This window comes from Streptomyces sp. NPDC088246 (assembly GCF_044741025.1).
Classification (GTDB): Bacteria; Actinomycetota; Actinomycetes; order Streptomycetales; family Streptomycetaceae; genus Streptomyces.
Genome location: NZ_JBIURV010000008.1, coordinates 181075 through 204716, shown reverse-complemented (window position 1 = coordinate 204716; position 23642 = coordinate 181075). Strand labels below are relative to the sequence as shown.

At 69.9% G+C, this 23642-nt stretch carries 14 protein-coding genes and 1 pseudogene; 10 read left to right on the top strand and 5 right to left on the bottom strand.

What is annotated here, in order from left to right:
• Window positions 1-69 precede the first annotated feature (69 nt).
• The 4 genes from ACIPEK_RS14260 to ACIPEK_RS14245 form a co-directional block, all read right to left on the bottom strand.
• Window positions 70-3627 carry an indolepyruvate ferredoxin oxidoreductase family protein gene (locus tag ACIPEK_RS14260; protein WP_401995088.1) on the bottom strand — a complete coding sequence of 1186 codons (3558 nt, stop codon included), beginning with the start codon at window positions 3625-3627 and terminating at the stop codon, window positions 70-72.
• 348 nt (window positions 3628-3975) lie between these two features.
• Window positions 3976-5670: an FAD-dependent monooxygenase gene (locus ACIPEK_RS14255; RefSeq protein ID WP_401995085.1), complete on the bottom strand. Its 1695-nt coding sequence runs from the start codon at window positions 5668-5670 to the stop codon at window positions 3976-3978.
• On the bottom strand, window positions 5667-6182 hold the full coding sequence (locus ACIPEK_RS14250) for a VOC family protein (RefSeq protein WP_383068745.1): 516 nt from the start codon (window positions 6180-6182) through the stop codon (window positions 5667-5669). Before ACIPEK_RS14250 ends, ACIPEK_RS14255 begins: the two co-directional genes overlap by 4 nt.
• 97 nt (window positions 6183-6279) lie before the next feature.
• Window positions 6280-6846, bottom strand: coding sequence for a TetR/AcrR family transcriptional regulator (locus ACIPEK_RS14245; RefSeq protein ID WP_401995082.1), 567 nt, complete (start codon window positions 6844-6846; stop codon window positions 6280-6282).
• A 147-nt stretch (window positions 6847-6993) separates the two neighbouring features.
• Here ACIPEK_RS14245 and ACIPEK_RS14240 point away from each other — a divergent pair, with 147 nt between their 5' ends.
• A complete protein-coding gene (locus ACIPEK_RS14240; protein ID WP_401995079.1) occupies window positions 6994-7884 on the top strand; it encodes a fumarylacetoacetate hydrolase family protein in 891 nt (296 codons plus the stop codon).
• A gap of 141 nt (window positions 7885-8025) precedes the next feature.
• Here ACIPEK_RS14240 and ACIPEK_RS14235 read toward each other — a convergent pair whose 3' ends face one another.
• Window positions 8026-8991, bottom strand: a complete 966-nt coding sequence (locus tag ACIPEK_RS14235; RefSeq protein ID WP_401995248.1) for an aldo/keto reductase — start codon at window positions 8989-8991, stop codon at window positions 8026-8028.
• Between the two features lie 155 nt (window positions 8992-9146).
• On the opposite strand from ACIPEK_RS14235, the pseudogene ACIPEK_RS14230 reads away from it, so the two are divergent.
• The 9 genes and pseudogenes from ACIPEK_RS14230 to ACIPEK_RS14190 all read left to right on the top strand — a co-directional run.
• Window positions 9147-9494, top strand: a pseudogene (locus tag ACIPEK_RS14230) (GMC oxidoreductase); the annotation flags it as partial.
• 344 nt (window positions 9495-9838) lie between these two features.
• Window positions 9839-11704 carry a phage tail sheath family protein gene (locus tag ACIPEK_RS14225; protein ID WP_401995076.1) on the top strand — a complete coding sequence of 622 codons (1866 nt, stop codon included), beginning with the start codon at window positions 9839-9841 and terminating at the stop codon, window positions 11702-11704.
• A 19-nt stretch (window positions 11705-11723) separates the two neighbouring features.
• Window positions 11724-12248, top strand: coding sequence for a phage tail protein (locus tag ACIPEK_RS14220; protein ID WP_067023001.1), 525 nt, complete (start codon window positions 11724-11726; stop codon window positions 12246-12248).
• Between the two features lie 51 nt (window positions 12249-12299).
• Entirely contained in the window at window positions 12300-13076 is a 777-nt protein-coding gene (locus tag ACIPEK_RS14215) for a hypothetical protein (RefSeq protein ID WP_401995073.1), read from the top strand.
• Window positions 13069-13821 carry a hypothetical protein gene (locus tag ACIPEK_RS14210; protein WP_401995070.1) on the top strand — a complete coding sequence of 251 codons (753 nt, stop codon included), beginning with the start codon at window positions 13069-13071 and terminating at the stop codon, window positions 13819-13821. Before ACIPEK_RS14215 ends, ACIPEK_RS14210 begins: the two co-directional genes overlap by 8 nt.
• A gap of 73 nt (window positions 13822-13894) precedes the next feature.
• Window positions 13895-14800: a DUF4255 domain-containing protein gene (locus ACIPEK_RS14205; RefSeq protein WP_401995067.1), complete on the top strand. Its 906-nt coding sequence runs from the start codon at window positions 13895-13897 to the stop codon at window positions 14798-14800.
• Window positions 14801-14833: 33 nt separating this feature from the next.
• On the top strand, window positions 14834-16864 hold the full coding sequence (locus ACIPEK_RS14200) for an ATP-binding protein (RefSeq protein WP_401995064.1): 2031 nt from the start codon (window positions 14834-14836) through the stop codon (window positions 16862-16864).
• Window positions 16865-16878: 14 nt separating this feature from the next.
• Complete coding sequence (locus tag ACIPEK_RS14195; RefSeq protein WP_401995061.1) at window positions 16879-17169, top strand: hypothetical protein; 291 nt, start codon at window positions 16879-16881, stop codon at window positions 17167-17169.
• On the top strand, window positions 17166-23633 hold the full coding sequence (locus ACIPEK_RS14190; RefSeq protein ID WP_401995058.1) for a DUF4157 domain-containing protein: 6468 nt from the start codon (window positions 17166-17168) through the stop codon (window positions 23631-23633). The genes ACIPEK_RS14195 and ACIPEK_RS14190 overlap by 4 nt, the downstream gene beginning before the upstream one ends.
• Window positions 23634-23642 lie beyond the last annotated feature (9 nt).

The window sequence follows — 23642 nt, the reverse complement described above, 5'->3', positions numbered from 1 at the left end:
CGACGCGTTCCTCCCCACCCCCGCAGAACGGGACCGGGTCCGCGACCGGCACAGCGACCGGCCCTCCAGTCACCCACGCGTCTGCCAGGACGCCGCTGTGTCGGCACCAGTACGTTCGCGGCCCGAGGACAGCCGGCCGACGAGTTCCGCGGACCGGGTCCTGTACCGAGTCACGGATGCCATCTTGATCTCCTCGTAGCCACGCACGATGTCGGGCAGTGAGGCGATCTCAACGGCCAGGCCGTGGGCATCCATGTCGAGATTCCGGCAGACCTCGGTGATCGTGGCCTCGTACTCGACGACCAGGGCCCGTTCCGTGCGCCGCACGCGCGCCGCTCCGAAGGGGTCCAGGCGCGTGCCGCGGAGCCTGCGCATCGCGGCGAGGGCTTGGAAGGCCGGTTTGAACCAGGGGCCGAGTTCGATCTTGCGGTTCATGCCGAGTGCCCGCAGGACAGGCGGGTGGAGACGGTAGGACATCCGTGCGCCGTCCCCGAAGCGGGCCTTCACCTCCCGCTCGACCTCGGGGTCGAGGGAGAGCCGGGCCACCTCGTACTCGTCCTTGTACGCCATCAGCTTGTGCAGGTACCTGGCCACTGCCTCGGTGAGTGCGGTCGAGCCGGGGGCGCGCTCGCACTCGGTCCGGCGGACCTGTTCGACGAAACGTGCGTACCTCGTCGCGTAGGCGGCGTTCTGGTACGCGATGAGATCCGGTACCCGGACCTCCAGGAGCCGGGCGAGCTCCGACCCGGGGGCCGCCCCGACCAGTTCCAGGGTGTGCCGGGCCTCGGCGGACAGGCCGCGCCCCGACTTCGCCGGGGTGACACGCCCCTCCAGGAGGTCGGCGAAGGCCCCGGGGTCGGCGACGGCCTGGCGGCCGAGGCGGAACGCCTTGATGTTGGCTTCGGCCTTCACGCCGTTGAGAGTGATCGCCTCCTCGATGGCGTGGGCCGGCAGCGGCAGCCCGCCGGTCTGGTAGGCCGCGCCGGTGAGCAGGAGATTGGCGAACTGATCCTCGCCCAGCAGGTCGTTCGCGAGTCGGCGCGCGTCGAGGAAGACCGTGTCCTTGGCCTCTGCCCTGATCCGTTCCTTGAGAGGTTCGGCAGGCGGGAACGACACCCCCGGGTCGATCACCATCTGTCCGGTCGGGACCTCTGCCGTGGAGACGACCGCCACCGTTCGCGCCGGGGCGGCCGCGGTCAGATGTCCGGGATCCGCGGCGACGAGCAGGTCACAGCCGAGATAGAGATCGCACTCGTCCAGGGCCGCCTTGCCGGCCTGTTCCGTCGCCTCCTTGGTGATTTTGATGTCGGAGACGACCGCGCCGCCCTTCTGGGCCATGCCTGTCTGGTCGAGGGCCCGGACGTGCAGGCCCGCGAGCGAGGCTGCGGTGCTGAGGATCTGCGCGAGGGTGACCACCCCGGAGCCTCCGACGCCTGTGATCCGGGTGGTGTGGAAAGCCGGTACGACGGGGGCCGGATCGGGCAGCACCGCGCCAGCCGGCATCGGGGCGGGAGCGAAGTCGGCCTTTCCCCTGGCGGGGACGACGGTGAGGAAGGAGGGGCAGTCCCCCGCCAGACAGGCGTAGTCCTTGTTGCAGGAGGACTGATCGATCCGGGTCTTGCGGCCGTACTCGGTCTCGACGGGCTGCACGGAGAGGCAGTTGGACTGCTGTCCGCAGTCGCCGCACCCCTCGCACACCCGCTCGTTGATCACCGCGCGCTCGGTGGGTTCGGGCACAAGGCCACGCTTGCGCTTGCGCCGGAGTTCTGTCGCGCATTCCTGGTCGTGAATGAGCAGGGTGACGCCGGGGGTCCGGGCAAGCACCTCCTGGGCCTCGGCCAGCCGGTCGCGGTGCCAGACGACCACGCCCTTGGGAAGCGTGACCTTCCGGTAGCGCTTGACGTCCTCGGTGGTGACGATGATGCGCTCGACCCCTTCCGCCAACAGCCCTTGGGCGATCGCGGGCACGGGCATGACGCCGACGGGCTGCTGTCCGCCGGTCATCGCCACCGCCGAGTTGTGGAGCAGCTTGTACGTGACGTTCACCCCGGCCGAGACCGCCGCCCGGATGGCGAGACTTCCGGAGTGGTGGAAGGTGCCGTCGCCGAGATTCTGGATCAGGTGGTCGCGTTCGAGGAACGGCTGCATGCCGATCCACTGGGCGCCCTCGCCTCCCATCTGGGTCATGCCGATCACGTCCCCGGCCTGGGAAGGGTCCATGAGTGTGACCATGGCGTGGCAGCCGATCCCCGCCCCGACGGCGGCGCCCGCGGGTGCCTTGGTCGAGAGGTTGTGGGGGCAGCCGGAACAGAAGTAGGGGGTGCGGCTCAGCACAGGCAGGAGTGGCAGCGCCTTGCGCCGGGCCGCTGCCCGAGTGGTGTCCAACCAGCTCTGTACGGTGGGGAGTTCGCCCAGTGCGTTCAGGCGGGGCGCAAGCCGGGCGGCGACGGTGTCGGGATCGAGTTCTCCGTCGAGGGGGAACAGGACCGAACCGTCGGGTGCGCGCTTACCGGAGACGGACGGCTGGTCGCCGCGCCCGTAGAGCAGGTCCTTGAGTGCGGTCTCGATGAGTGGCCGCTTCTCCTCCACGACAACAATGTGACGCAGCCCCCTCGCGAACCGTTCGACGATCGTGGGTTCCAGCGGATGGATCATGCCGAGGTGCAGCAGGCGCACACCGCGGCGCTCCAGTTCGGTGTCGTCGAGTCCGAGGATGCGCAGGGCCTGGCGGAGGTCGAGGAACGTCTTGCCTGCCGCGACGATGCCTATGCGGTCGCCGGGGGCCGTCCTGGTGATCCGGTTGAGGTTGTTGGCGACGGCGTAGCGGCGGGCGATCTCGAGGCGGGCGCCGTCCCGGCTGCGTTCCAGGTCCCCGAGGGCCGGTTGCAGCATCCGGGTACCGACGGTGTGGCGGTACGGCACTCCGTCGGCCGTGAGGTCCGGGACGACCGGTGCGATCCGTCCGGCGCTCACGTCGACGGTGCCGGAACCGTCAGCGACCGCCGTCACGATTTTCAGCGCCACCCACAGGCCGGCTGCCCGGGACATCGCCACGCCGTGCAGCCCGAAGTCGAGCGCTTCCTGCGGGTCGGACGGGTAGAGCGTGGGCAGGCCCAGGTCGGCGAGGAGCAGTTCGGAGGCGCCGGGCACGGTCGACGACTTGGCGGCGGGGTCGTCGCCGACCAGGGCGAGCGCACCGCCGTCGGGGTGGGTGCCCATCAGGTTGTTGTGCCGGATGGCGTCCGAGGCGCGGTCGAGGCCCGGGGACTTGCCGTACCAGATCGCAGCGATGCCGTCGACGCGCTTGTCCGGCTGCGTCGCGGCGAGTTGGGTGCCCTGGACGGCCGTCGCCGCGAGTTCCTCGTTGACGCCGGGGCGGAAGACGATGTCGTACTCGTCGAGGAGGGAGCGGCAGCGGGCGAGCTCCATGTCGTATCCGGCGAGCGGCGAACCCTCGTATCCGGAGATGAATCCCGCGGTGCTGCGGCCCTCGCGACGGTCGGCGCGACGGATGTCGAGCGGCAGGCGGGCGAGCGCCTGGATGCCGGTGAGGTGGACGGTGCCCTCCTCGCGCACGTATCGATCCTGAAGCGTGGGACGGGGGCCGGTTGCTTTCTGAGGGGTCACCACTGTGTTCCTCCGGGTGGGACATGTGTGGTCGTCGGTGCGGGCGAGGAGTCGGTCCCGTACGACAGGAGCGGGGACCGGGGCGGCCGTGTCGGCGGGGCGCAGCCGCGGTGCGTGGGTCGGGGCGGCGGGCGTCGGGCGACACCGGTCGGCGCTGGTCGATACCGGTCGGCACCGGCCGGAGCTGCGGCATTCGTGGGGCAGGCGTGCCGCGACCGGGGCGACCGGACTCGGCCTTCCGGGCCGGAAGGCCGCAGTCAGGAGACTCCGGGCGAGGGCCGGGAGCGCCGGGCTCGCGGCCCGGCGCTCCGCTCGCGGTCCGCGCCGGAACAGGGCCTGCCTTTCGGATCAGGCCGGACCGGCCTTCCGGGCGGACTGCCCGACCGTGTCGAGCAGGGCGGCGAGCGCGGACGCAGGGGATGATCCCTCGGCGCTGTGCCACGCGATGTGGCCGTCCGGTCGGACGAGGAGGGCTCCGTCCTCACCGATCCTGAGCAGCTGCGGACAGCAGCCGTCCGGGCTGGTGACATCCCGGCCGATCACGACAGTCTGTTTCGCCACGCCTTCCCCGGTCTCCGCGAAGGCATCGGCCCAGGTGGCTCCCCCGGGCCCCGTGATGAGGGTGAAGCCCGGCATGAGGAGGTCGTGCGTCGACACCCGTTCCCCGTCACGTTCGACCCAGGCGTGCGGAAGTCGCGCTCCGGGGACGGCAGTCGGTGTGTAGTCGGTGGCCGAGAGGGGGGCTCCGCCGACGCCGCCGGCGTGCCGGCTCGCCCCGTAGATGTATCCGATCTCCTGGTTGAGCGCGTCGAAGTGCGGGCGCTGCAGAGGGACGGCTTCCGCGATCCGCCGGCGTTCCGCCGCGGCGACTGACGGGTCCGGGCTTTCGAGGCGTGCGGCGATCCTGGCCGTCTCGGGCCCTATGCCGACCTCGGCCATTCTGATGGCGTTGAGCACGCTGTGGCGAGCGTTGTCGACGGCGACCGGGCGACGTTCACGCTCGTAACTGTCGAGCAGGGCGTCGGAAGCGCAGCCCGCCAGCACGGCGGCGAGTTTCCAGCCGAGGTTGTCCGCGTCGGCGAGGCCGCTGTTCATACCCAGGCCGCCCGTCGGCGGGAACTGGTGCGCCGCGTCGCCGACGAGGAGGACACGGCCGCTGCGGTAGGTCTCGGCGGTCCGGGCCGTCATGGCCCATGGCCCCACGGAGCGGATGTCCACGTCGAGTTCGGTGGTGCCGACAGCGTCCCGGATGATCTGGGCGCACCGTTCGGGCGGGTAGTCCCGCGGCGATTCGACAGCCGGGTCGAAGCTCCGCTGGAAGGTCCACCGGCGAACGCCGTCCATCCCGATGAGGAGTCCCGGGGAGACGCTGTTGATCAGCCAGATCAGCAGGGCGGGATCTTGCCCCGTCCATGGGGACAGGTCGGCGTGGAAGTAGATGTTCAGCTGGTGGCCGAGGACCGGAGAGCCGTCCATCGCGATGCCGAGCTTGTCGCGCGTGCCCCCGGTCGCCCCGTCCGCCGCCACGACGTAGCAGGTGCGCAGGATCTGCCGCTTGCCCACGCCTTCCACGGTGACGTCGACCGAATCGCCGTGGTCCGTCACCTCCACGACGGCGGTGCTGTAGTGGACGGTGGCCATGCCCTGGGCGAGGACGGCGTCGAGGAGGTGCTGCTGCACACGGTCCTGGGCGCAGGAGGTGAACTGCTCGGCGGAGGCGTGGACCCGGCGCAGGAGTTGGTCCTCGGGCCCTTCGACGAGGTCGATCCGGCCCAGGGGTTCCCCGGCGAGGGTGTGTTTCCACAGAATCGTGCCGGCCCACGCCGGGTCGACCGCGTCCGCGTGGACGGCATCCGCGATGCCCCAGGTGCGGAACAGTTCCATGGACCGGGTGTTGACGACATGGGCCCGGGGGTGCGGATTGACCCCGTCGTACTGTTCGAAGACCATGCTGCGGACGCCGTGCCGGCCGAGGACCAGCGCGGTGGCCAGCCCCACGGGGCCGGCTCCGATGACGACGACCGGTGTGTCGATGGCGGTCATGAGCGCCTGACCAGTTCGGCGAAGGACTCACCCGAATCGAAGCGGCGCACCAGGTCGTCGGGGTCGAACTCGACGCCGATCGGATTGGCTTCGAAGGCTCCGGACCGGAACCACTCGTCGAGGGCTTCCTCGGTGGCGAAGTTGTCGATCTGGAGCTCGATGTGATTGCCGTCGGGATCCTCGAAGTACATCGAGGTGGTCGGACCGTGGTTGATGCACCAGAAGGGGAGGATGCCGTCCCCCTTCAGCCGCTGGTATGTGCCGAGCAGTTCGCCGATCGTGGCGTAGGTGAATGCCGCGTGGTGCAGACCGGTGTGCGCGTCCGTCGGGCGTTCGGACGCCCCGGTGGCGACCAGCGCGACACGGTGGTGTTCGTCGTCGTAGGTCAGGAAGGCGAGGGCGTCGTTGGCGAAGGTGACGCGGCCTTCGAGAACGCGTATGTACCACTCGGTCATGACCGGCAGACGGCCGGTACGCAGGACGATGTGGGCGAGTTTGCCTGGAGAAGCCATGGGACAGCGACCTCCTCATCGGGGGCACGACAGCCCTCTTGGCTGCCATACAAGAGAACCCTAGACGGGCTCTTGTATGGCAGTCAAGAGATCGCGTTCAGCGCGCCACCGCGACGGCCACCAGCGCCTCCACGAGGAGGTCGATGAACTCTTCGGTCGACCGGTCCAGCTCCCGGGCACTGACCAGCAGCCCCTCGAACAGCACATGGGCCATGTCCGCCACGGGTGCGACATCGGTCCCCTCGGACAGTCGGCTCGCGACGGCCGCCAGAAGACGGCCCTCCAGCCACTCCCGCATGCGGGAGTAGACGTCGGCGAGGGCCGGCGACTCGTCCATGCGGTCGTACGCCTCCCGGTGCAGCCCGCGATACGGCTCCAGGTCGGCAAGGAACGTCACCAGCTGCCGCCGCGGATCACCTCCGATCGCGGGGTCCGCCTCGACATGCTCCCGCTCACGCAGGAAGAGGCGGTCCAGGGTGGCGGCGAACAGGTCGTCCTTGGTCGGGAAGTACCAGCGCACGGCGTTGGCCGCGACGCCGGCCGCCTTGCCGACCTCGGCCAGACTGGTCCCCTTGTACCCCTTGACGGCGAAGAGCTCCCAAGCACTGTCGACCAGGACGGCCTCGCGCTCGGCTTTCGGGATCTGCTGACGGTTCCGTGGCATAGCAACCCAGCCTAGGCGGCGCACCCTCGCCCCCATCCCCGGCATCGGAGAACAGTAACCCGGCAGCCGATGAACTCTTGACTCCGAAACAAGAAAGCTCTTGACTCAGAAACAAGAGAAGGTGACCTCAACACGCGGGAGTCCGTGATGCGCCTGTACAGCACAGCCCTGGGCATCGCCAGGGAGGAGAGCCCCGGCGAGCTCTCCGTACTCGATCTCCCCTTCGCCGACCTGGGCGCCCTCCTGCACGGACCGGGTATCGACGCCGCACGCGCGGCGGCGGTCGTCCGGCGGATCGCTCTCGACGAGGTCCGGGTGCACGCCCCCGTTGTCCGGCCCGGGAAGATCCTGATTGTCGGCCTCAACTACCGCAGCCACGCGGAGGAGGCCCTGGAGATGTTCGCCGCGATGGGACGGCCCGGCATCACCCTGCCGACGGAGCCGAATTTCCAGGTGGTCGCCGGATCCGCGGTCACCGCGCCGGGCGGGGACATCCGCCTGCCGGCCGTCGCGGCCGGCCAGGTCGACTACGAGGGCGAGGTGGCCGCCGTGATCGGCAGGCCCGCGAGCGCCGTCTGCGCCGCCGACGCGGAGAGCCACCTCGCCGGCCTGACCGTCGCCAACGACGTCTCCGCGCGCGACATCCAGCACCGCGCCATGTCGGGCGATCCGACCGCGTCCATCGGCGTGGCCAAGAGCTTCGACACCTTCAAGCCGCTCGGCCCCTGCCTGGTCACCCCGGACGAGTTCGCCGACCCACTCGACCTGAGGCTGCGCACCCTGGTCAACGGTGACGTACGCCAGGACGACCGCACCAGCAGCTTCATCCACGGCGTGGCCGGGCTGATCTCCTACCTCTCCCGCTACCAGACCCTCGAACCCGGAGACGTGATCCTCACCGGAACACCGCGCGGCGCCGGCGTTTTCTCCGGTCGCCACCTGCGCCCGGGCGATGTCGTCGAGGTCGAGGTCGAGAACATCGGCACGCTCCGCAACCGCGTGACGGCCGCACCCGAGGACGGGAGCGCGGGCGCATGACCGGCAGAACGCACCGTACGAGCTGCTCCGCCCCGACGGCGGCGTCACCGGGCTGATACCGCTCAACACGGGCAGCACCGAGCCGGGCGGTCGGCGGGGGTGAACCGCGTACCGCCCGGCCCCGGAAACGGCGCCCGTGGATCAGGAGTAGAAGTTGCGCTGCCACCGGTGCCCGGCCAGCACGGCGAGCTGGTCGGCGGTGAGCGCACGCCCGTCGCTCAGGGCCGTGTTGCGCTCGACGTTGCCTACGGTGCGCATGCCGGGGATGACGGTGGAAACCGCCGTCGAACTCAGTACGAACCGCAGCGCGTTCTCAGCGATCTCATCGGGTGCGATGCCGAGGTCGGCGACGATCGCAGCCACCCGCTGTTCGACCTGTGCCGGGCGGTCGTCGCGGAAGTAGCGGTTGCGCCAGTCGCCCTCGGGGAACGTCGTACCGGCGGTGATCCGGCCGGTGAGGCCGCCCTCGTCCAGCGCCACCCGCACGATGACACCGACACCGTGCTCCTCACAGGCCGGCAGCAGCGCGTCGGCGGGCGCCTGGTCGAAGAGGTTGTAGATGACCTGCACGCTGTCCACGGCACCGCTGCGCACGAGCGCGAGTGCGTTGTCGGGCTGGTGGTCGTTGACGGAGACGCCGAACAGGCGGATCTTCCCCTCCTGCTTCAGTTCGGCGACCGTCTCCAGCCAGTCGCCACGGCCGACCCAGTCGTCGCTCCAGACATGGAACTGCACTACATCGAAATGGTTCAGGCCGCTGATGCGCAGACTGGTCTCCAGGCTTGCGCGGATGTGCTCGCCCGGAAACGTCTCGGCCGGGTCCAGACCGCCGGGCGCCGGCCACATTCCGTTCCTCGGCGGCACCTTGGTCGCGACGAGCACCTCGTCGCCGGCCCGCTCGCGGACGACCCGGCCGACGATTCGCTCGCTCTCGCCGTAGCCGCGGGCGGTGTCGATGAAGTTCACGCCGAGGTCGATGGCCCGGTGCAGGGCGCGTACGGAATCGTCCTCCGTGGCACCCACCCAGGCGGACTCACCGATGCCCCAGGCGCCGTATCCGATCTCGGAGACGGACACTCCACTGCGTCCCAGCTCGCGGTAGCGCACAATCAGCCTCCACATCATGGTCCTCGCCCTGGACGGTCCGAGGCCTCCGCCAGGAATCACGTCGACGATAGGCGACCGGGGCGGCGGAGTCAGGCGGGTTTCCGCTTCCCCGCGGTCCGCGAAGGCCACCGCGTCGGCGCGGCAGGCGGCAGGGGCTCCACGGGCTGCGGCCGGCCCGCGAGATCGCCGCGCAGCCCGCACCGGCCGACTGGGCGGGCGCCGAGCCGGCGCCGGGTCCCGATGTCATGTCCGACGACGAATTGCTGGACTGCATCGTCAGGACCTGCAACACCCTCTACCACCCTTCGGCCACCGTGAAGATGGGCCCCGATGCCGGTCCGACGGCACCGCTCGACCCACGTCCGCGGGTCCGGGGCATCCGTGGCCTGCGGGTGGCGGACGGATCCGCGATGCCGGATCTCGTCATCGTCAACCCGTGCGTCACCACCATGGTGACCGGCGAGAAGTGCGCCGACACGATGAAGGAGGACACAAAGGTGTAGGCCATGCCCACAACGTGCCCGGCGGCCCGCACGCCGCGAACAATCCCTTCACAGGACCTCCTCCCGGGGTGTCCTGAACAGACCTTGCCCTGCCAACTCCACGCGTTCCAGAGTGGTTTGAGCACCTATGCATCAGGAGTCACAAGCGGACTGCTTGCCCCGGACGGCCAACCGCCCGGGGGCTGACGGGGGAAACTGATGAAGCGCGTGCGATCGAGGTGTCCCCGGACCACGGGCCCCAGCGGTCGCGCATGCCGTAGCGGGCCGACCCGCTGACGAGAGCTGTCTCCCCCTGCCGTCTCTTGGTGCCTTCACCCGGTGCCTGAGAAGGGATAGGAGGGGGAATGCCGACGAATGCAGTGAGCGCTGCCAAGCCGACGTATCCCGGCGTCTACGTCGAAGAGCTTCCCAGCAGTGTCCGCACCATCTCGGCCGTGACCACCTCGGCGACCGCCTTCGTGGGTCACACACGGCGCGGCCCGCTCAACGAGCCGGTGCGGGTCACGAGCTTCACCGAGTTCGAGCGCCGCTTCGGCGGGCTGAGCGCGCAGAGCGCCGTCGGCTACGCGGTGCACCAGTTCTTCGGCAACGGCGGCACCATCGCCGTGATCGTGCGGGTCGCGAAGGCGGGCACCGGCAAGGCCGCCTGTGCGGCCCTGAAGTCCACCGAGGGTCACAGCGAGTGTGCGGTCCTCGAAGTGCACGCCAAGGAGCCCGGCGTGTGGGGCAACGGCCTGCGCATCGCCGTCGACCACGACACGCCGCACCCGGAAGAGACATTCAATCTGCGGGTGTACGACGCCAGGGGCGAGGCCCGCGAGTCCTTCACCGGCCTCTGTCTGGATCCGGCCGACGGGCGCTACGCCCCGACCGTCGTCAACACCGGCTCGCGCCTGATCCGTGTGGACGTCGTCGGCGAGGGCCGCCCGGACCCGTCGGGCACCGTATCCAAGCCATTCGGTCATGAACTTCCTGACCTGACAGTCGACTTGCTTGTGAAGATCGGCGAGGTCGAGCGCGAGTTCACACTGTACGACCCCGCATGCGACGGCGAGGCTCCGTGCACCGTCACCGAGCTGGCGCTGCTCCTCGAACGCAAGCTGCGCGCACTGCCCGACGCGCCCGGCAGGCATGCCTTCGCCGGTGCCGAAGTCACCGCGTTCGGCCGGCGCCTTCAGGTCGTCGCAGGCTCCACCGACCGCGCGGACGTCGTCCGCTTCGTCGGCGAGTGCGCCAACGACCTGGGACTGGAGGCTTCGGTCAACCCGCCGGTGTTCCCGCTGGGCGGCGGCCAGGACGGTGAGGCGCCGGGCCCGCGCGACCTGATCGGCAGCGAGGCGGACAAGACCGGCATCCAGGCGCTGCGCGATGTCGCCGACGTCAACCTGCTGGCCCTGCCGGAGCTCGCGGCATACGAGTCGACCGACGACATGGTCACGGTCGTCTCGGCGGCGCAGCGCCTGTGCGAGCAGCAGCGAATCTTCCTTCTGGTCGATGCTCCCGGCAGCTGGGGAAGCGTGGACGCGGCGCGCGCGGGCCTGTCCGCGTTCGACGCGGTGCGCGGCAACCACGCGGGCCTGTACTTCCCGCATCTGCAGCTCACCGACCCGCTGACCGGGCGGCTTCGTTCCTTCCCGCCGTCGGGCGCGGTGGCGGGCGTGTTCGCGCGAACGGACTCCGAGCGCGGTGTGTGGAAGGCGCCCGCCGGGACGGAGGCACGGCTCGCGGGCGTGCGCTCTCTGACGGTGCAGCTGACCGACCGTGAGAACGGGCTGCTCAACCCACTGGGCGTGAACTGCCTGCGCACCTTCCCGATGGTGGGCCCGCTGGTGTGGGGTGCACGCACGCTGGAGGGCTCCGACGCCCGGATGAGCGAGTGGAAGTACGTACCGGTGCGGCGGCTCGCCCTGCATGTGGAGGAGAGCCTGCAACGCGGCCTGCAGTGGGTCGTCTTCGAGCCGAACGACGAGAACCTGTGGCAGCAGATCCGCCTCAGCGCCTCCTCGTATCTGCACACGCTGTTCCGTCAGGGGGCCTTCAAGGGCAGCACGCCGCGCGAGGCGTACTTCGTCAAGTGCGACAAGGACACCACGACGGACGAGGACATCGCGAACGGCGTCGTGAACGTGCTGGTCGGCATCGCACCGGTCAGGCCCGCCGAATTCGTGATCGTCAAGATCCAGCAGACGTCCGGGCAGTTCGAGCTCTAAGGAATTCCGAGGAAATTCGATGGCTGAGTTCACGGTCAACGCCCATCGTTTCGATCCGTACAAGAACTTCAAGTTCCTGGTCCTGTGGGACGGTCGTACGGTGGCGGGCATCAGCAAGGTCAGTCCGCTCAAGCGGACCACCGAAGTCGTCAAGCACCGGCACGGCGGCGATCCGAGCTCCCCGCGCAAGTCGCCGGGACGCTCCGAGTTCGAGGGCATCACGCTGGAGCGCGGCGTGACGCACGACCCCGAGTTCGACCGCTGGGCCAACAAGGTCTGGCAGGTCGGCGCGGGGCTCGGCTCCGAGGTGTCGCTCGCGGACTTCCGCAAGGACATCGTCATCCAGGTCCTGAACGAGGCCGGCCAGGTGGCTGTCTCGCACAAGCTCTACCGGACCTGGCCGAGCGAGTACCAGGTACTAGGCGAGCTCGATGCTAACGCCAACGCGGTGGCCATCCAGAGCCTGAAGCTCGAATGCGAGGGCTGGGAGCGGGACTACGAGGTGCCGGAGCCCGAGGAGCCGTCGTTCCTCAACCCTGCCTGAGCGACAGCACGTTGAACCAACGCAGGCCGAACGGAACGAACGGGGGCACACATGGCGATCGCCCAGGCCACCGAGTTGCTTGCCACCTGGGAGGCCGGGCTCGACCGGGGCTCTTCCGGGCGTGCCCTGCTGCTGCACCGCGCGGCGCGCCCGGACACCGGCGGCGACAGCGAGGTGCTGCTCTCGCTGCCGGTGGGCGCGCGCGAGGCCGATCTGTTCGCGCTGCGCCGGGCGCTGTTCGGCGAGCGGATGCAGGTGCGCCTGGCGTGCGGGGCATGCGCGACCGACATGGAATTCGACCTGGATGCCGGAGAGTTCGCCCGGTCGCTGCATTTTCCCGAAGCGTCGCCGGTGCGAATCCGCGAGGACGACTGGGAGGTGGAGTTCCGGGTGCCGAGCGTCGCCGACCTCACGGCGGCAGCCCGGCATGCGGACGCGCGCCGGGCGCTGCTCGAACGGTGTGTCGTCTCCGTCGTACGTGACGGGGGCGACATGCCCGCCGGGGCACCCGACGACTCGCCCGACAAGATCGCCGCGCTGGTCGGCGCACTGCCTCCGGCCGTCCAGCGGCGCATCGCCGAGGCGGCGGAGAGGGCCGATCCGGCGGCCGACGTGACACTCAACGTCAGCTGCCCCGACTGCGGAGCGGCAACCCGCGCGGAACTGGACATCGCATCCTACCTGTGGACAGAACTGGACGCCTGGGCAAGGGACTTGCTGCTCGACGTCCATCTGCTCGCCACTGCGTACGGGTGGAGCGAGCCCGAGATCCTGGCCCTCAGCCCGCTGAGGCGCCGCTACTACCTGGAGCTGTGTGCGGATGTCTGACTCCTCAGGGCGCGCGTCCGAGGGCGCCGGGGCCCCCGACCACCTCGACCGGCTGCTCGCCCGCCACGCGCCGGGCGCCGCGCCGCGCCCCGGGGTGGTGCGGGTGAGGCCACGCCTCGCGGGCCCCTTCGAGCGGGTCGAGGCGGTCCGGGCCGGGGAGCCGGAGACACCGGAGCCCCTGTGGCCGAGCACGCCCCGCGTACCGTCCATCAACGATGGGTCGGCGGATCGACCCGGCTCCCGTGAGGTCCACCTCCGTACGGAACGGGAACGGACCGTCGTACGGGCCGATCGGGCGCCGCGACCGGAGCGGCCCGCCGCATCTCGCGAGGCGGAGCGGGAGGTCCCTGTGGTCCCGCTGTTGCGGCCCGCCGCCGCGGTGACGCCCGGGCCCGGGCTCGCTCCGGACCGGGAACGTCGAGCAGTGCGTACCCGAGCGGACCTACCCACATCCCGGAGCGCGGCCTCCGTACCCATCCCCCCGGGTGCAAACGCCGCTTCCGCCATCACGCCCTCTCCCCTGCGGCCCAGCGCCGCGGACACGGCGGCAGCGCGTGACGCCGTGCGGCAGGCGACGGGCAGGCGGTCGGGGCGGGGCGGGGAGCAGGTGGTGCACGTGCAGATCGGGCGGCTGGAGGTTACGGCGGCGGCGCCCTCCGGCGGCGGCCGGACGCAGTCGCCCCCGGCGCGGCGGTCCGGGGCGACCGTGAACCTGGACGACTACTTGGCGCGGGGGCGCGAGTGAACGACGCGAGGACAGCCGGACGGTTCGCAACAGGATCAGGGACTACGGGATCAGGGACTGAGGAACTGACGCCATGAGCAACGCACTCGCCATCGCCCACGTCACCCAGGCCCTCGCCCTGCTGATCGAGGCCAATCTGCAGCCCGAGATCGACATGGCCGTCAAGGTCGAGACCCGCAAGCCGCCCGCCGACCCGCCCACCGAGCCCACCATCACCGTGTTTCTCTACCAGGTCACGCCCAACACTTCGCAGCGCAACAACGATCTGACCACCCGCGCACCGGACGGCAGGCTGCTCAAGCGGCCCGCGGCGGCACTCGACCTGAACTTCGTGATCAGCGCGTACGGAGAGGAGACGGAGCTGGTCGGGCAACGGCTCATCGGAAGCGTGGTGCGCACGCTCCACGAGATTCCCGTGCTGCCTCACGACATCATCGAACAGGCCGGTGAGAGGCCCTACTTGGCCGACAGCGATCTCGCCGCCGCGGCGCAGCGGGTGCGGTTCGTGCCGACGGTCATGGACATCGACGAGACGTCGAAGCTGTGGGGGATGCTCAACCAGACGCCGTACACACTCTCCGTGACGTACCAGGCGGCGCTGGTCCTGATCGAGGGCCGCGAGACGCCGGCGCCGGCGAAGCCGGTGGAGCGCAGCACGGTTCGGGCGCTGCCGTTCGGGGCTCCAGGGGCACCGGTTCCGCCCGGCGCGGCCGATGGCGGCGACGGTAGAGACGGGGGCGAACCGGCCGGGACGGCAGGCGCCGGGTCCGAAGGGAGGCACGCCACCGGGCCGGGTGCGAAGACCGACACCAAGCCCGTCACGAGGAGCGTCGCCAGGAAGTCCACGAAGGCCGTCGCCAAAGCACCCGCCAAGACGCCCGCCCGGACCCGCAAGTCGACAGCGTCCACCGCCGCCAAGCGCACCACCTCCGACGGAACTGCCACCGGCACGGGCAGCTCCGAGGACGACGGGAGCTGAGGCGCGGTGCGGGCGACGGGGGCAGGTGAGGACATGGGTGCGTACGAGAAGGGCACGGCGGCCACGCCGGACGAGCGGTCGGCACTGCTCGCGGAGGTGCGGCGCGTCCTCGCCCTGGTGGACGCCCACGCGGCACGCGCGGCACGCGACGGCGTGCCCGGTGACGGATCCGCCGACGGGTCCACCTCGACGGCTCCCGGCGACGAGCAGCCCCCGCACGGCACCGAGCCTGACCTCGCGGGCGCGGCGGTCGCAGGTCCCGGTGTCGCGCCCCTCGACGCCCTCACCGCCTGTTTCGGTCTCACCCCGTTCGAGCGGGACCTCGTACTGCTCACCGCCGCCTACGAGTTGGACCCCACCACGGCCACGCGTTGCGCCGCTGCCTGCGGGGATCCCGATCGGGCGTACCCCACCTTCTCGCTGGCGCTCGCCACGCTGGGCGGGGCGCACTGGAGCGCTCTGACTCCGGTCGCGCCGCTGCGCCGTTGGCGGGTGGTCGACCTGGAGGACGAGACGCGGCTCACCCGGTCCCGGCTGCGGCTCGACGAGCGGATTCTGCACTTCCTGCTCGGTTCGCCGTATCTGGACACCCGGCTGCACGGCCAATTGCGGCGCACTCCGGTGCCGGACGAGCTGCCGCCGTCGTACGACCTCGCGGTGTCCGGCGTCACCGCGGGCTGGACGACGACGGCGCGGCCCGGCGCGCCGTTGCTCGTCGAAGTCATCGGCGGGGATCTGCGCAGCCGGGCCGACATCGCCGCGGCGGCGGCCGCACGCGCCGGACTCGGCCTGTACGCGATGAGCGCCGAGGACATTCCCACCGACCCTGCGCAGCGCGACCTCCTCGCCCGCCTGTGGCAGCGCGAGGCGATTCTGCTGCCGGCAGCGCTTCTTGTCGAGGTGGGCGAACTGGACCGTGATCAGCACGCCGCGACGGAGGCGTTCCTGGCCGGTGCCGCCGTGCCCGTCGTCGTATCGAGTCCCGATCCCCGGCCGACGGAGCGTCCGCGCGGCCGGCGCGTGAACGTGCCGCACCTGGACGACGAGGAACAGCTCGGACTCTGGGCGGGTGCGTTCGAGGGCGTCGCCGATATCCACGAGGGCGACCTGCGCTCACTGGTCGCGCAGTTCCAGCTTCCGCCGCACGTCATACGCTCCGCGGCCGAAGCAGTACGCCGTGATCTGCCGGACGAGGACGAGCGCGACGCCGCCTCGCTCGCCTGGCGGGCGGGGCTCGACGAGGCCCGTGTCGGCATGGACGGGCTCGGACGGCGGATCGAGCCGGAGGCGGGCTGGCCCGACCTGGTGCTGCATGAGCGGCAGACCAGCACCCTGCGCGAGATCGTCGCGCACGTGCGCCGGCGTGCGACCGTCCACCAGGAGTGGGGCTTCGCCGCCACTCTGCGTCGCGGTCTCGGCGTCACAGCCCTGTTCGCGGGCGGGTCCGGTACGGGAAAGACTCTGGCCGCCGAGGTCATGGCGAAGGAGCTGGGGCTCGACCTGTTCGTCATCGACCTCTCGCAGGTCGTCAGCAAATACATCGGCGAGACCGAGAAGAACCTGCGCAAGGTCTTCGACGCCGCCGAACGCGGCGGTGCCCTCCTGCTCTTCGACGAGGCGGATGCCCTCTTCGGCAAGCGCAGCGAGGTGAAGGACAGCCACGACCGGTACGCCAACCTCGAAGTCAGCTACTTGCTGATGCGCATGGAGGCCTACCGGGGCCTGGCCGTCCTCACCACCAACATGAAGAAGGCCCTGGACACGGCGTTCATGCGCCGTATCCGCTTCGTCGTCGACTTCCCGTTCCCCGCGGAGCATGAGCGCGCCGAGATCTGGCGCCGTGTGCTTCCGGCGCAGACGCCGACGAAGGGCATCGACCCCGAGCTGCTCGCGCAGCTCACGGTCGCGGGCGGCTCGATCCGCAACATCGCTCTGTCGGGCGCGTTCCTCGCCGCGGAGGAGGGCGACCGGCTGCAGATGCGTCACATGCTCGCCGCGGCCCGTACCGAGTACGTGAAGCTGGAACGCTCCCTGACTCCCTCGGAGGTCCGCGGATGGGTGTGACAGGAGAGCGGGGCGTGCGCGCAGCGGAGCAGCGGCAGCCGCACACGATCCGGGTGGACATCGGTGAGCTGGTCCTCGACGGCTTCGGCGTGGACCCGGAACATGTATCTGCCTCGTTCGAGCGGGAGTTGACGCGTCTCGTACGGGAACGAGGCATCCCGATCGCCGCGGACGGCGGCCGGAATCTGGACACGCTCTCCGCGCTGCCGCCGCTCCCCGCGGGTGTATCCGCGCGTCGTCTGGGACAGGAGCTGGCGCGCGCGGTTCACGCGGGTCTCTCGGGCCGCGGGGAGGTGACCCATTGAGCGCATCGCAGACCCGGGAAGCCCACGCCGACCAGGCCGCCGAGCGGCGCCGCAAGCGCAGGGAGCGGGCCGCCAAGTCCCGCGCGCCCGAGCCGAAGGACATCGTCAGCGGTGCCGGGCAGCCCCTCGATCTCGGCGTGCGCAGGGAGTTGGAGGAACAGCTCGGCCACGATTTCAGCCGCGTACGCCTGCACACCGACCGCGACTCCGGTGCGCTCACCGACTTGCTCGGCGCGGACGCCGTGGCAGTCGGCCAGGACATCTTCTTCGGCGAGGGCGCCTATCTGCCGGGCACGGCACAGGGGCAGCGGCTGCTCGCCCACGAACTCCTGCACACCGTGCAGAACCCGCACGGTCTCGGTGCGCTGCGGGCCGGGCGCGACCTGGGCGCGGTGAGCCTGCCGCAGCAGGCGATCGAGCGCGAGGCGGAGTCGGCCGCGCAGGATCTCGTACGTCCTTCCGTCGGCAAGCAGTCCGAAGCGGCCTCAGAGGTGACCGAGGGGCAGGCCACTCCCGGCTGGATGCGGTACGCCACCGTGGACGCGGACCGGAGCCGGATCGAGCAGATCGATCCGGCGACCCTGGTGGACCGGCTGACGAATTCGGTCGTGCGCTCGCTGCGCGGCGACCCCGAGGACCGGTCGAAGCGCACGCGCATGCAACTGGCCAGGCTGCCCGAGGAGTTGCTGGACGGTGTGCTCGAGCACCTGGAGAGCAGGCTGCTCAGCTCGGAGCACGAGCGGGTTCTCGATCTCGTCGACGAGATCGAGAACGTGGACGATCTGGAGCAGAATTCGCTCGACGTCCCGGTTACCGAGAGCGATCCGGCCGAAGGGCTGTGGTTCGAGCGGGAGACCGCGCGGCAGTCGGCCGAGGAGGAGCGGGCAGAGGGGCAGAGGCTGGAAGGGGCGCCGGGCCCGGAGAAGGACGAGGCCCGCGCGGAGGGCGCCGTCGGCAGTACCCCGCGCAACGGTGGCACCCGGGAGGACAGGGCCACTCCGCAGGGCGGGAGCGCGCCGCAGGGTGGCAGGCAGAAGCATAAGCCGGGCGCTGACTCGGGTCGTGGCAGCGGGAGTTCGGCGTCCGAGGGACAGCAGCCGGCGGCTGCGGCAGCGCCGGCTGCCGCCCCTCAGCAGCAATCGTCGGGCCAGGACGCATCCCCGGGCGGGAAGTCCGACGGCGGGCAGCAGGACGGTGAGAAGAAGGCCGCGGGCCCTGAGGAGGCCAAGGAGGGACAGGACCAGCAGGGCGCTCCGGTCGCGAGCAAGGAGGAGTCCGCGGCCAGGAACCGTCCGGGCGCGGTCGACGCGCTGGTGGCTGGCCGACAGCTGGTGCAGGAGGACAAGCGCGGGGCGGACGAGCCCACGGGCTCGCCGACGGTGTCCGGCAAGGACACGCAGCTGCCCGGCGCACTCAGCACGCTGGATGGCGTACGCAATCAGGATCTCGACGGTTTCGCGGAGGAGGCCGACGACGAGACGTCCGGCTCGGGCAGTGGGTCGGAGGTCGAGGTCGGGGGCGAGGAGAAGAGCGCCTGGGACATCAAGCTCCAGCCTGATGACTTCCTCCCCGCGCAGGACCTTGATGTGTCCACCGTGCCGACCGTGGAGGAGACGGATGCCTCCTCGGCAGCCGGCGCGCTCCCGTCATTCCCCGCTCCCCCCGTGACCAAGGCCGACAAGGTGCAGGCCGAGCGGGACGCGGAGGACTCCGAGGACGCGGTTGCAGAAGCCGAACCCGACCTCGAGGACGGCGGCGCCGACACTGAGCCGTCGGCGCAGGCGGACGAAAGCGGTCCGGGCGACGGGCAGATCGGCGGTCTCGACCTGGAACAGGCCGCCGAGGCGCCGCCCGGACCGGAGGCGACGTCCCGGGACCCGAAGAGCGGCACCGACCCGAAGGCCGGGCCCGTTGCCGCGCAGAGGACGGTGCAGGAGGCACCGGGCAAGGCCGCGGGCGGCACCATCGGCGAAGCGGCCGCCAAGGAGGAGAAGGGCACTCCGGCCTCGGGCGGCAAGTCGGGTGGTGCCCAGGAGAAGGCCTCCCCGCAGGCGACGGGCGGCAGGGCCGCTCCGGAGGCGGCGGCCAAGGCCGAGCAGAAGAAGACGGACTCGGCTCCGGCGGCCAAGAGCGAGCCGACGGCGGACGCGAAGTCACCCTCGCCCGCACGGGACAGCCATGTCACCGGCCGGTCCAACGCGGATTCGCCCGGCGGCGCGGGCAGTTCCCCATTGGAGTCCCTGACGGCGAAGGCTCCCGCGGGCGCCACTCCGGAGCCCGTCCAGGCCCCCGAGGCGCCGGCCGTCATGCCTGCCCCGGAGGCGGCACCCGCTCCTGAGACGGCACCCGCGCCGAAGGCCGCGGCGTCGAAGCCGGCTCCCGCTGCTCAGGGATCGCGCGGGGGCGGCGCGGGAGGCGGTGGCGGCGGGGCCGATCCGTCGGCCAAGGGGAAGAAGGCCGCCGCGCCGGCTCCGAACCTGTCGACGGTGTCGCCGGAAGCGGGCCTGTCCACGGCCTCGAAACTCAAACCCCACAAGGCACTTCAGGCCATGTCCGGGGTGAGTGGCTCGGTGGACCGCACCGTCGGCGACGAGCACAAGGCGCTCGCCGCCGCGCCGCCCTCGATGCAGCGCCCGGCGGGCGCGCCCCGGACGCTGGAGGGCAAGCCGAAGTCCGACGCATCGGCCCAGTACTCCCAGGACCCCGCGCAGAAGTCCGAAGCCCCCAAGGACGAGAAGGCCGAAGTCAAGGGCGCAAAGGAGCCTGAGGGCCAGATCGAGGCCGAGAAGGCGGAAGAGCCGGGCGGCTGGGACACCTTCAAGATGGCTCTGGGCTTCGGTCTGGGCTGGCTCGCGAACAAGCTCGGCTTCAAGGTGGACAAGCAGGAGCTGGCCGCCAAGTTCGCGGGCCTTCCGACCAAGGACGAAGCGCTCAAGAAGGCCCGGGCCGGCAACGCGCCGGGCGTACAGATGCAGGACGCCGCCGAGCAGACAGCTGGCGAACAGAGCGACAGTGTCGACACCAAGGGCCAGGAAACCATCACCACGGCCCGTGACGACGCCGGACGCCCTATGGGTGAGAACCAGGTCTACCCCAATGCTCCCAAGGAGCAAATAAAGGGGAAGGTGCCCGGTCAGCAGGGCGGCAGGGGCGGTGTGCCCGATGGCGGCGCGTCGACTGGTGCCGTTCCCCCCGAGGCGGCCTCGGCGGTGGCGGAGCACGATCGCGGTCCGCAGTTCCAGGCAGCGTTCAGCCAGGGCCAGAAGGGCATGTCCGAGGGGCGGCAGACAAAGGACAGGGACTTCCGCGACTCCCAGCAGAAGCACAAGCAGCAGGTCGACACCGAGATCGCGAAGAACACCAGGAGCCAAACGGGCGAACGCGAAAAAGCCCTGACCGAGGTCACCGGCCGGCGCACCGACTGGCGTGCGGAGCAGGACGAAGAGCTCAAGAAGCTCGGGACGAAGAAGACCGAGCGGCACGACAAGGTCCGCAAGGACGTCAAGGACAAAGAAGAGAAGACCGACAAGGACGTCACCAAGGAGAAGGACGACGGCGACAAGAGGATCCAGGACGAGAACACCAAGGCCGAACAGGACGCCGAGAAGCAGCGCGACAACAGCGTCCAGGAGTCGGGCAACTGGATCACCAAGGCCTTCGACTGGATCAAGAAGAAGGTCATCGAGATCAAGAACGCGATCGTCCGCGTCATCAAAGCGGCACGTGACGCGGTCATCGGCTTCATCAGGAACTTCAAGGAGACGGTCGAGCGCTGGATCAACGAGGCGCGCAAGTTCGTCGTCGACACGATCAAGGCGCTCATCAATGATCTGATCGAATTCGCCAAGGCGATGGTTCGGGCTGTCATCGAACTGGCCAACCGCATCCGGAAGTTGATCACTTCGCTGATCGCGGCGGCGATCGCCCTCGTCAACCGGCTCGCCCTCATGCTGAAGCAGATCATCAGCGATCTGCTGAACGCCATGGCGAAGATGCTGAGCGACATCCTGAACGTCCTCAAGAAGATGCTTCAGGACGTGATCAAGGCGATCGTCGACGCGGTCAAGACGATCCTCGAGTACGCCTCCGAACTGCTGAGCGCGCTGGGCGACTTCATGCTCATCGCGGTCGACTTCCTGGACGACCCGGGCGGCTGGCTGAGCGGTGCGAAGAACTCGGCGGTTGACGGTGCGAAGCATCACCTGTTCCGCGAGGTGCAGGCGGCCGTCAAGCAGTGGTTCCAGTCCAAGATCGAGGAGATCATCGGCGTCCCCAAGGCGATCCTGGAGAAGTTGTTCAAGGGCGGTTACACCCTGGACAAGATCGTCAAGGAGACGTGGGACGCCGTGGTCCCCCAACTCCCCTTCATCATCGGCGAGATCGTCATCACCAAGGTCGTCGCCAAACTGATCCCGGGCGCGGGCTGGGCCATGGCGGTCATCGACGCCATTCGTACGGCCATCGGCGCGCTCGGCGCGATCCTGCGCGCGATCGGCGCGGTCATCTCCTGGCTGAAGGCCGTGCGCAGCGGCGGCGCCGGCATCCTCTTCGCGAAGGCCGTCGCGTCGGGCATCGTGGCGCTCCTCGAATTGGCCTACCAGGCGCTGATCAGCGGCATCGGCAAGTACGTGGCGAAGGTGGGCAAGCGGCTGAAGGGGGTGGCGGCCAAGCTGGGCAAGGGGGACAAGGGCGGAAGGGGCGACGGCAAGAGCCCTGCGGGCCAGGGCTCGGACGACAAGGGCGGCGACAAGGGCGCCCCGAAGACGGCTCCCACCCCGACGGCGACTGCACCCAAGCCGGGCACCAAGCCGACGTCGGCGCCGAAGCCGGACACCAGGCCGGCGCCGAAGCCGGACGGCAAGCCCGGTACGAAGACCGCCCCCGAGAGGCCCACGGGCACCGGCAAGAACAGTCAGCCGAAGGGCGACAAGGACGCTCCCCCGAAGCCGGACACGCGCCCGACTCCCGCATCGCAGCCCAAGCCGAAGCCGGAACCCCGGCCGAAGCCGCAGGCCGGCCCGGATACGAAGCCCAAGGACACGGCCCCGGGCAAACCGAAGGACGACAAGGGAACCCAGGAAAAGCCGAAGGACGACGCGCCCGGCGCGGACAAGCCCAAGAACGACGGCAAGGACCAGGGCCCCACCAAGCCCAAGGACGACAAGAACGTCCCTGGTAAGCCGAGGTCGGACAAGGACCCGGACGGCAAGCAGCCCAAGCCGAAGGACGGCGACGACAAGAAGGCGAAGCCCGAGCCCGACAAGGACGGTCCCGGCATGCCTCGCCCCAAGCCTGACAGTAAGGGCCCGGGCAAGCCCAAACCACGCCCCGAAAAGAGCCGTCCTGGCCGACCCAAGTCCAAGCCGGACAAGGACAGACAGAAGAAGGACGAGAACTCGAAGGAGTCCAAGGACGCACGGCTCCGCAAGATCGTGGCGCGTATCCGGCCCCGGCTGTCCAGGGTGATGCGCCCCGGCATTCGCCGCTCAGGGTTCCTCGGCCTCCTGAAGTCGATGAAGCTCTACTACCGGCTGACCGGACTCGCACCCGTCGGAGGAGATCCGTTCACGGTCGTGGCATCCCTGAATCCGTCACTCCCTGTACTTGATGGCGACTATTCGGAACCCCGGTCCGAGCCCTCCGCCTACAGCGTTCCGCCCGGGGCGCCGACGGCGGCGGATGACCTGCCGAAGCCGAAGCTCCCTGCCTTCCACAACGGTCGAGCAGATGTCATCAGCGCGGAGTTCCTGAGTGAGCCGCGCGTCCCGTGGGGTACCGAGGCCGGCGCCGCACCCCGTGGTAAGCCGGACGGCTGGAACTACATCACGGACCCGTCACGCAGGCTCGCGAGGGGCGGAGCCTGGGTGAGGGCGCACCTTCTCCCGTCCAGGCTCGGCGGACTGGCAACCGGCAACAACCTTGTTCCGGCCCGGCGCGGGGTGAACAAGGACCTCGAGCTCGGTGTGGAGATGCCCGCCTGGCGCGCTTTCCGGAAGATGCCCATCTGGTACGAATCCCGAGTGAAGTTCGGATACACCGGCGCCTTCAATGACTTTCCCAGCTACATCCGTTCGACTTTCGGTCAGTACAAGAAGACGAGGGGAACGGGAGGGAAGCGGAGCGACTGGCAGAGGACGGGTGCCGAAGAAACCGTCGGACTGAGCCTCCAACCGCCCCAGACGGACGAAAAGAAGAAGCTCTACATCAACACTTACGGCGCTACCACCATCGGTAAGCGGCTCAAGATCAAGTCCAGCCTTGCCCAGCACATCGTGAAACAGCGCGAAGTGGAACCCGGAGGGGCCTACAGGGGTATAAGGCGTTTCAAGCAGGCTCTTCGAGCGAGGAAAGCCGCTCTGGGGAACGGAGCGATGCCCGATCTCGAAGCGGCGATAGTCAAGCTCGAGGCGCTCGACGGCATACCCGGAAAGGTCGACTGGAACCCGCTGCACGAGGAACTGTAAGGAATGAAT

What these genes read in the sequence shown, in the direction of transcription:
- ACIPEK_RS14255 (WP_401995085.1), bottom strand. Translation starts at nt 5,670, where the DNA reads ATGACCGCCATCGACACACCGGTCGTCGTCATCGGAGCCGGCCCCGTG.
- ACIPEK_RS14250 (WP_383068745.1), bottom strand. Translation starts at nt 6,182, where the DNA reads ATGGCTTCTCCAGGCAAACTCGCCCACATCGTCCTGCGTACCGGCCGT.
- ACIPEK_RS14225 (WP_401995076.1), top strand. Translation starts at nt 9,839, where the DNA reads ATGCCGACGAATGCAGTGAGCGCTGCCAAGCCGACGTATCCCGGCGTC.
- ACIPEK_RS14205 (WP_401995067.1), top strand. Translation starts at nt 13,895, where the DNA reads ATGAGCAACGCACTCGCCATCGCCCACGTCACCCAGGCCCTCGCCCTG.
- ACIPEK_RS14210 (WP_401995070.1), top strand. Translation starts at nt 13,069, where the DNA reads ATGTCTGACTCCTCAGGGCGCGCGTCCGAGGGCGCCGGGGCCCCCGAC.
- ACIPEK_RS14215 (WP_401995073.1), top strand. Translation starts at nt 12,300, where the DNA reads ATGGCGATCGCCCAGGCCACCGAGTTGCTTGCCACCTGGGAGGCCGGG.
- ACIPEK_RS14245 (WP_401995082.1), bottom strand. Translation starts at nt 6,846, where the DNA reads ATGCCACGGAACCGTCAGCAGATCCCGAAAGCCGAGCGCGAGGCCGTC.
- ACIPEK_RS14240 (WP_401995079.1), top strand. Translation starts at nt 6,994, where the DNA reads ATGCGCCTGTACAGCACAGCCCTGGGCATCGCCAGGGAGGAGAGCCCC.
- ACIPEK_RS14200 (WP_401995064.1), top strand. Translation starts at nt 14,834, where the DNA reads ATGGGTGCGTACGAGAAGGGCACGGCGGCCACGCCGGACGAGCGGTCG.
- ACIPEK_RS14220 (WP_067023001.1), top strand. Translation starts at nt 11,724, where the DNA reads ATGGCTGAGTTCACGGTCAACGCCCATCGTTTCGATCCGTACAAGAAC.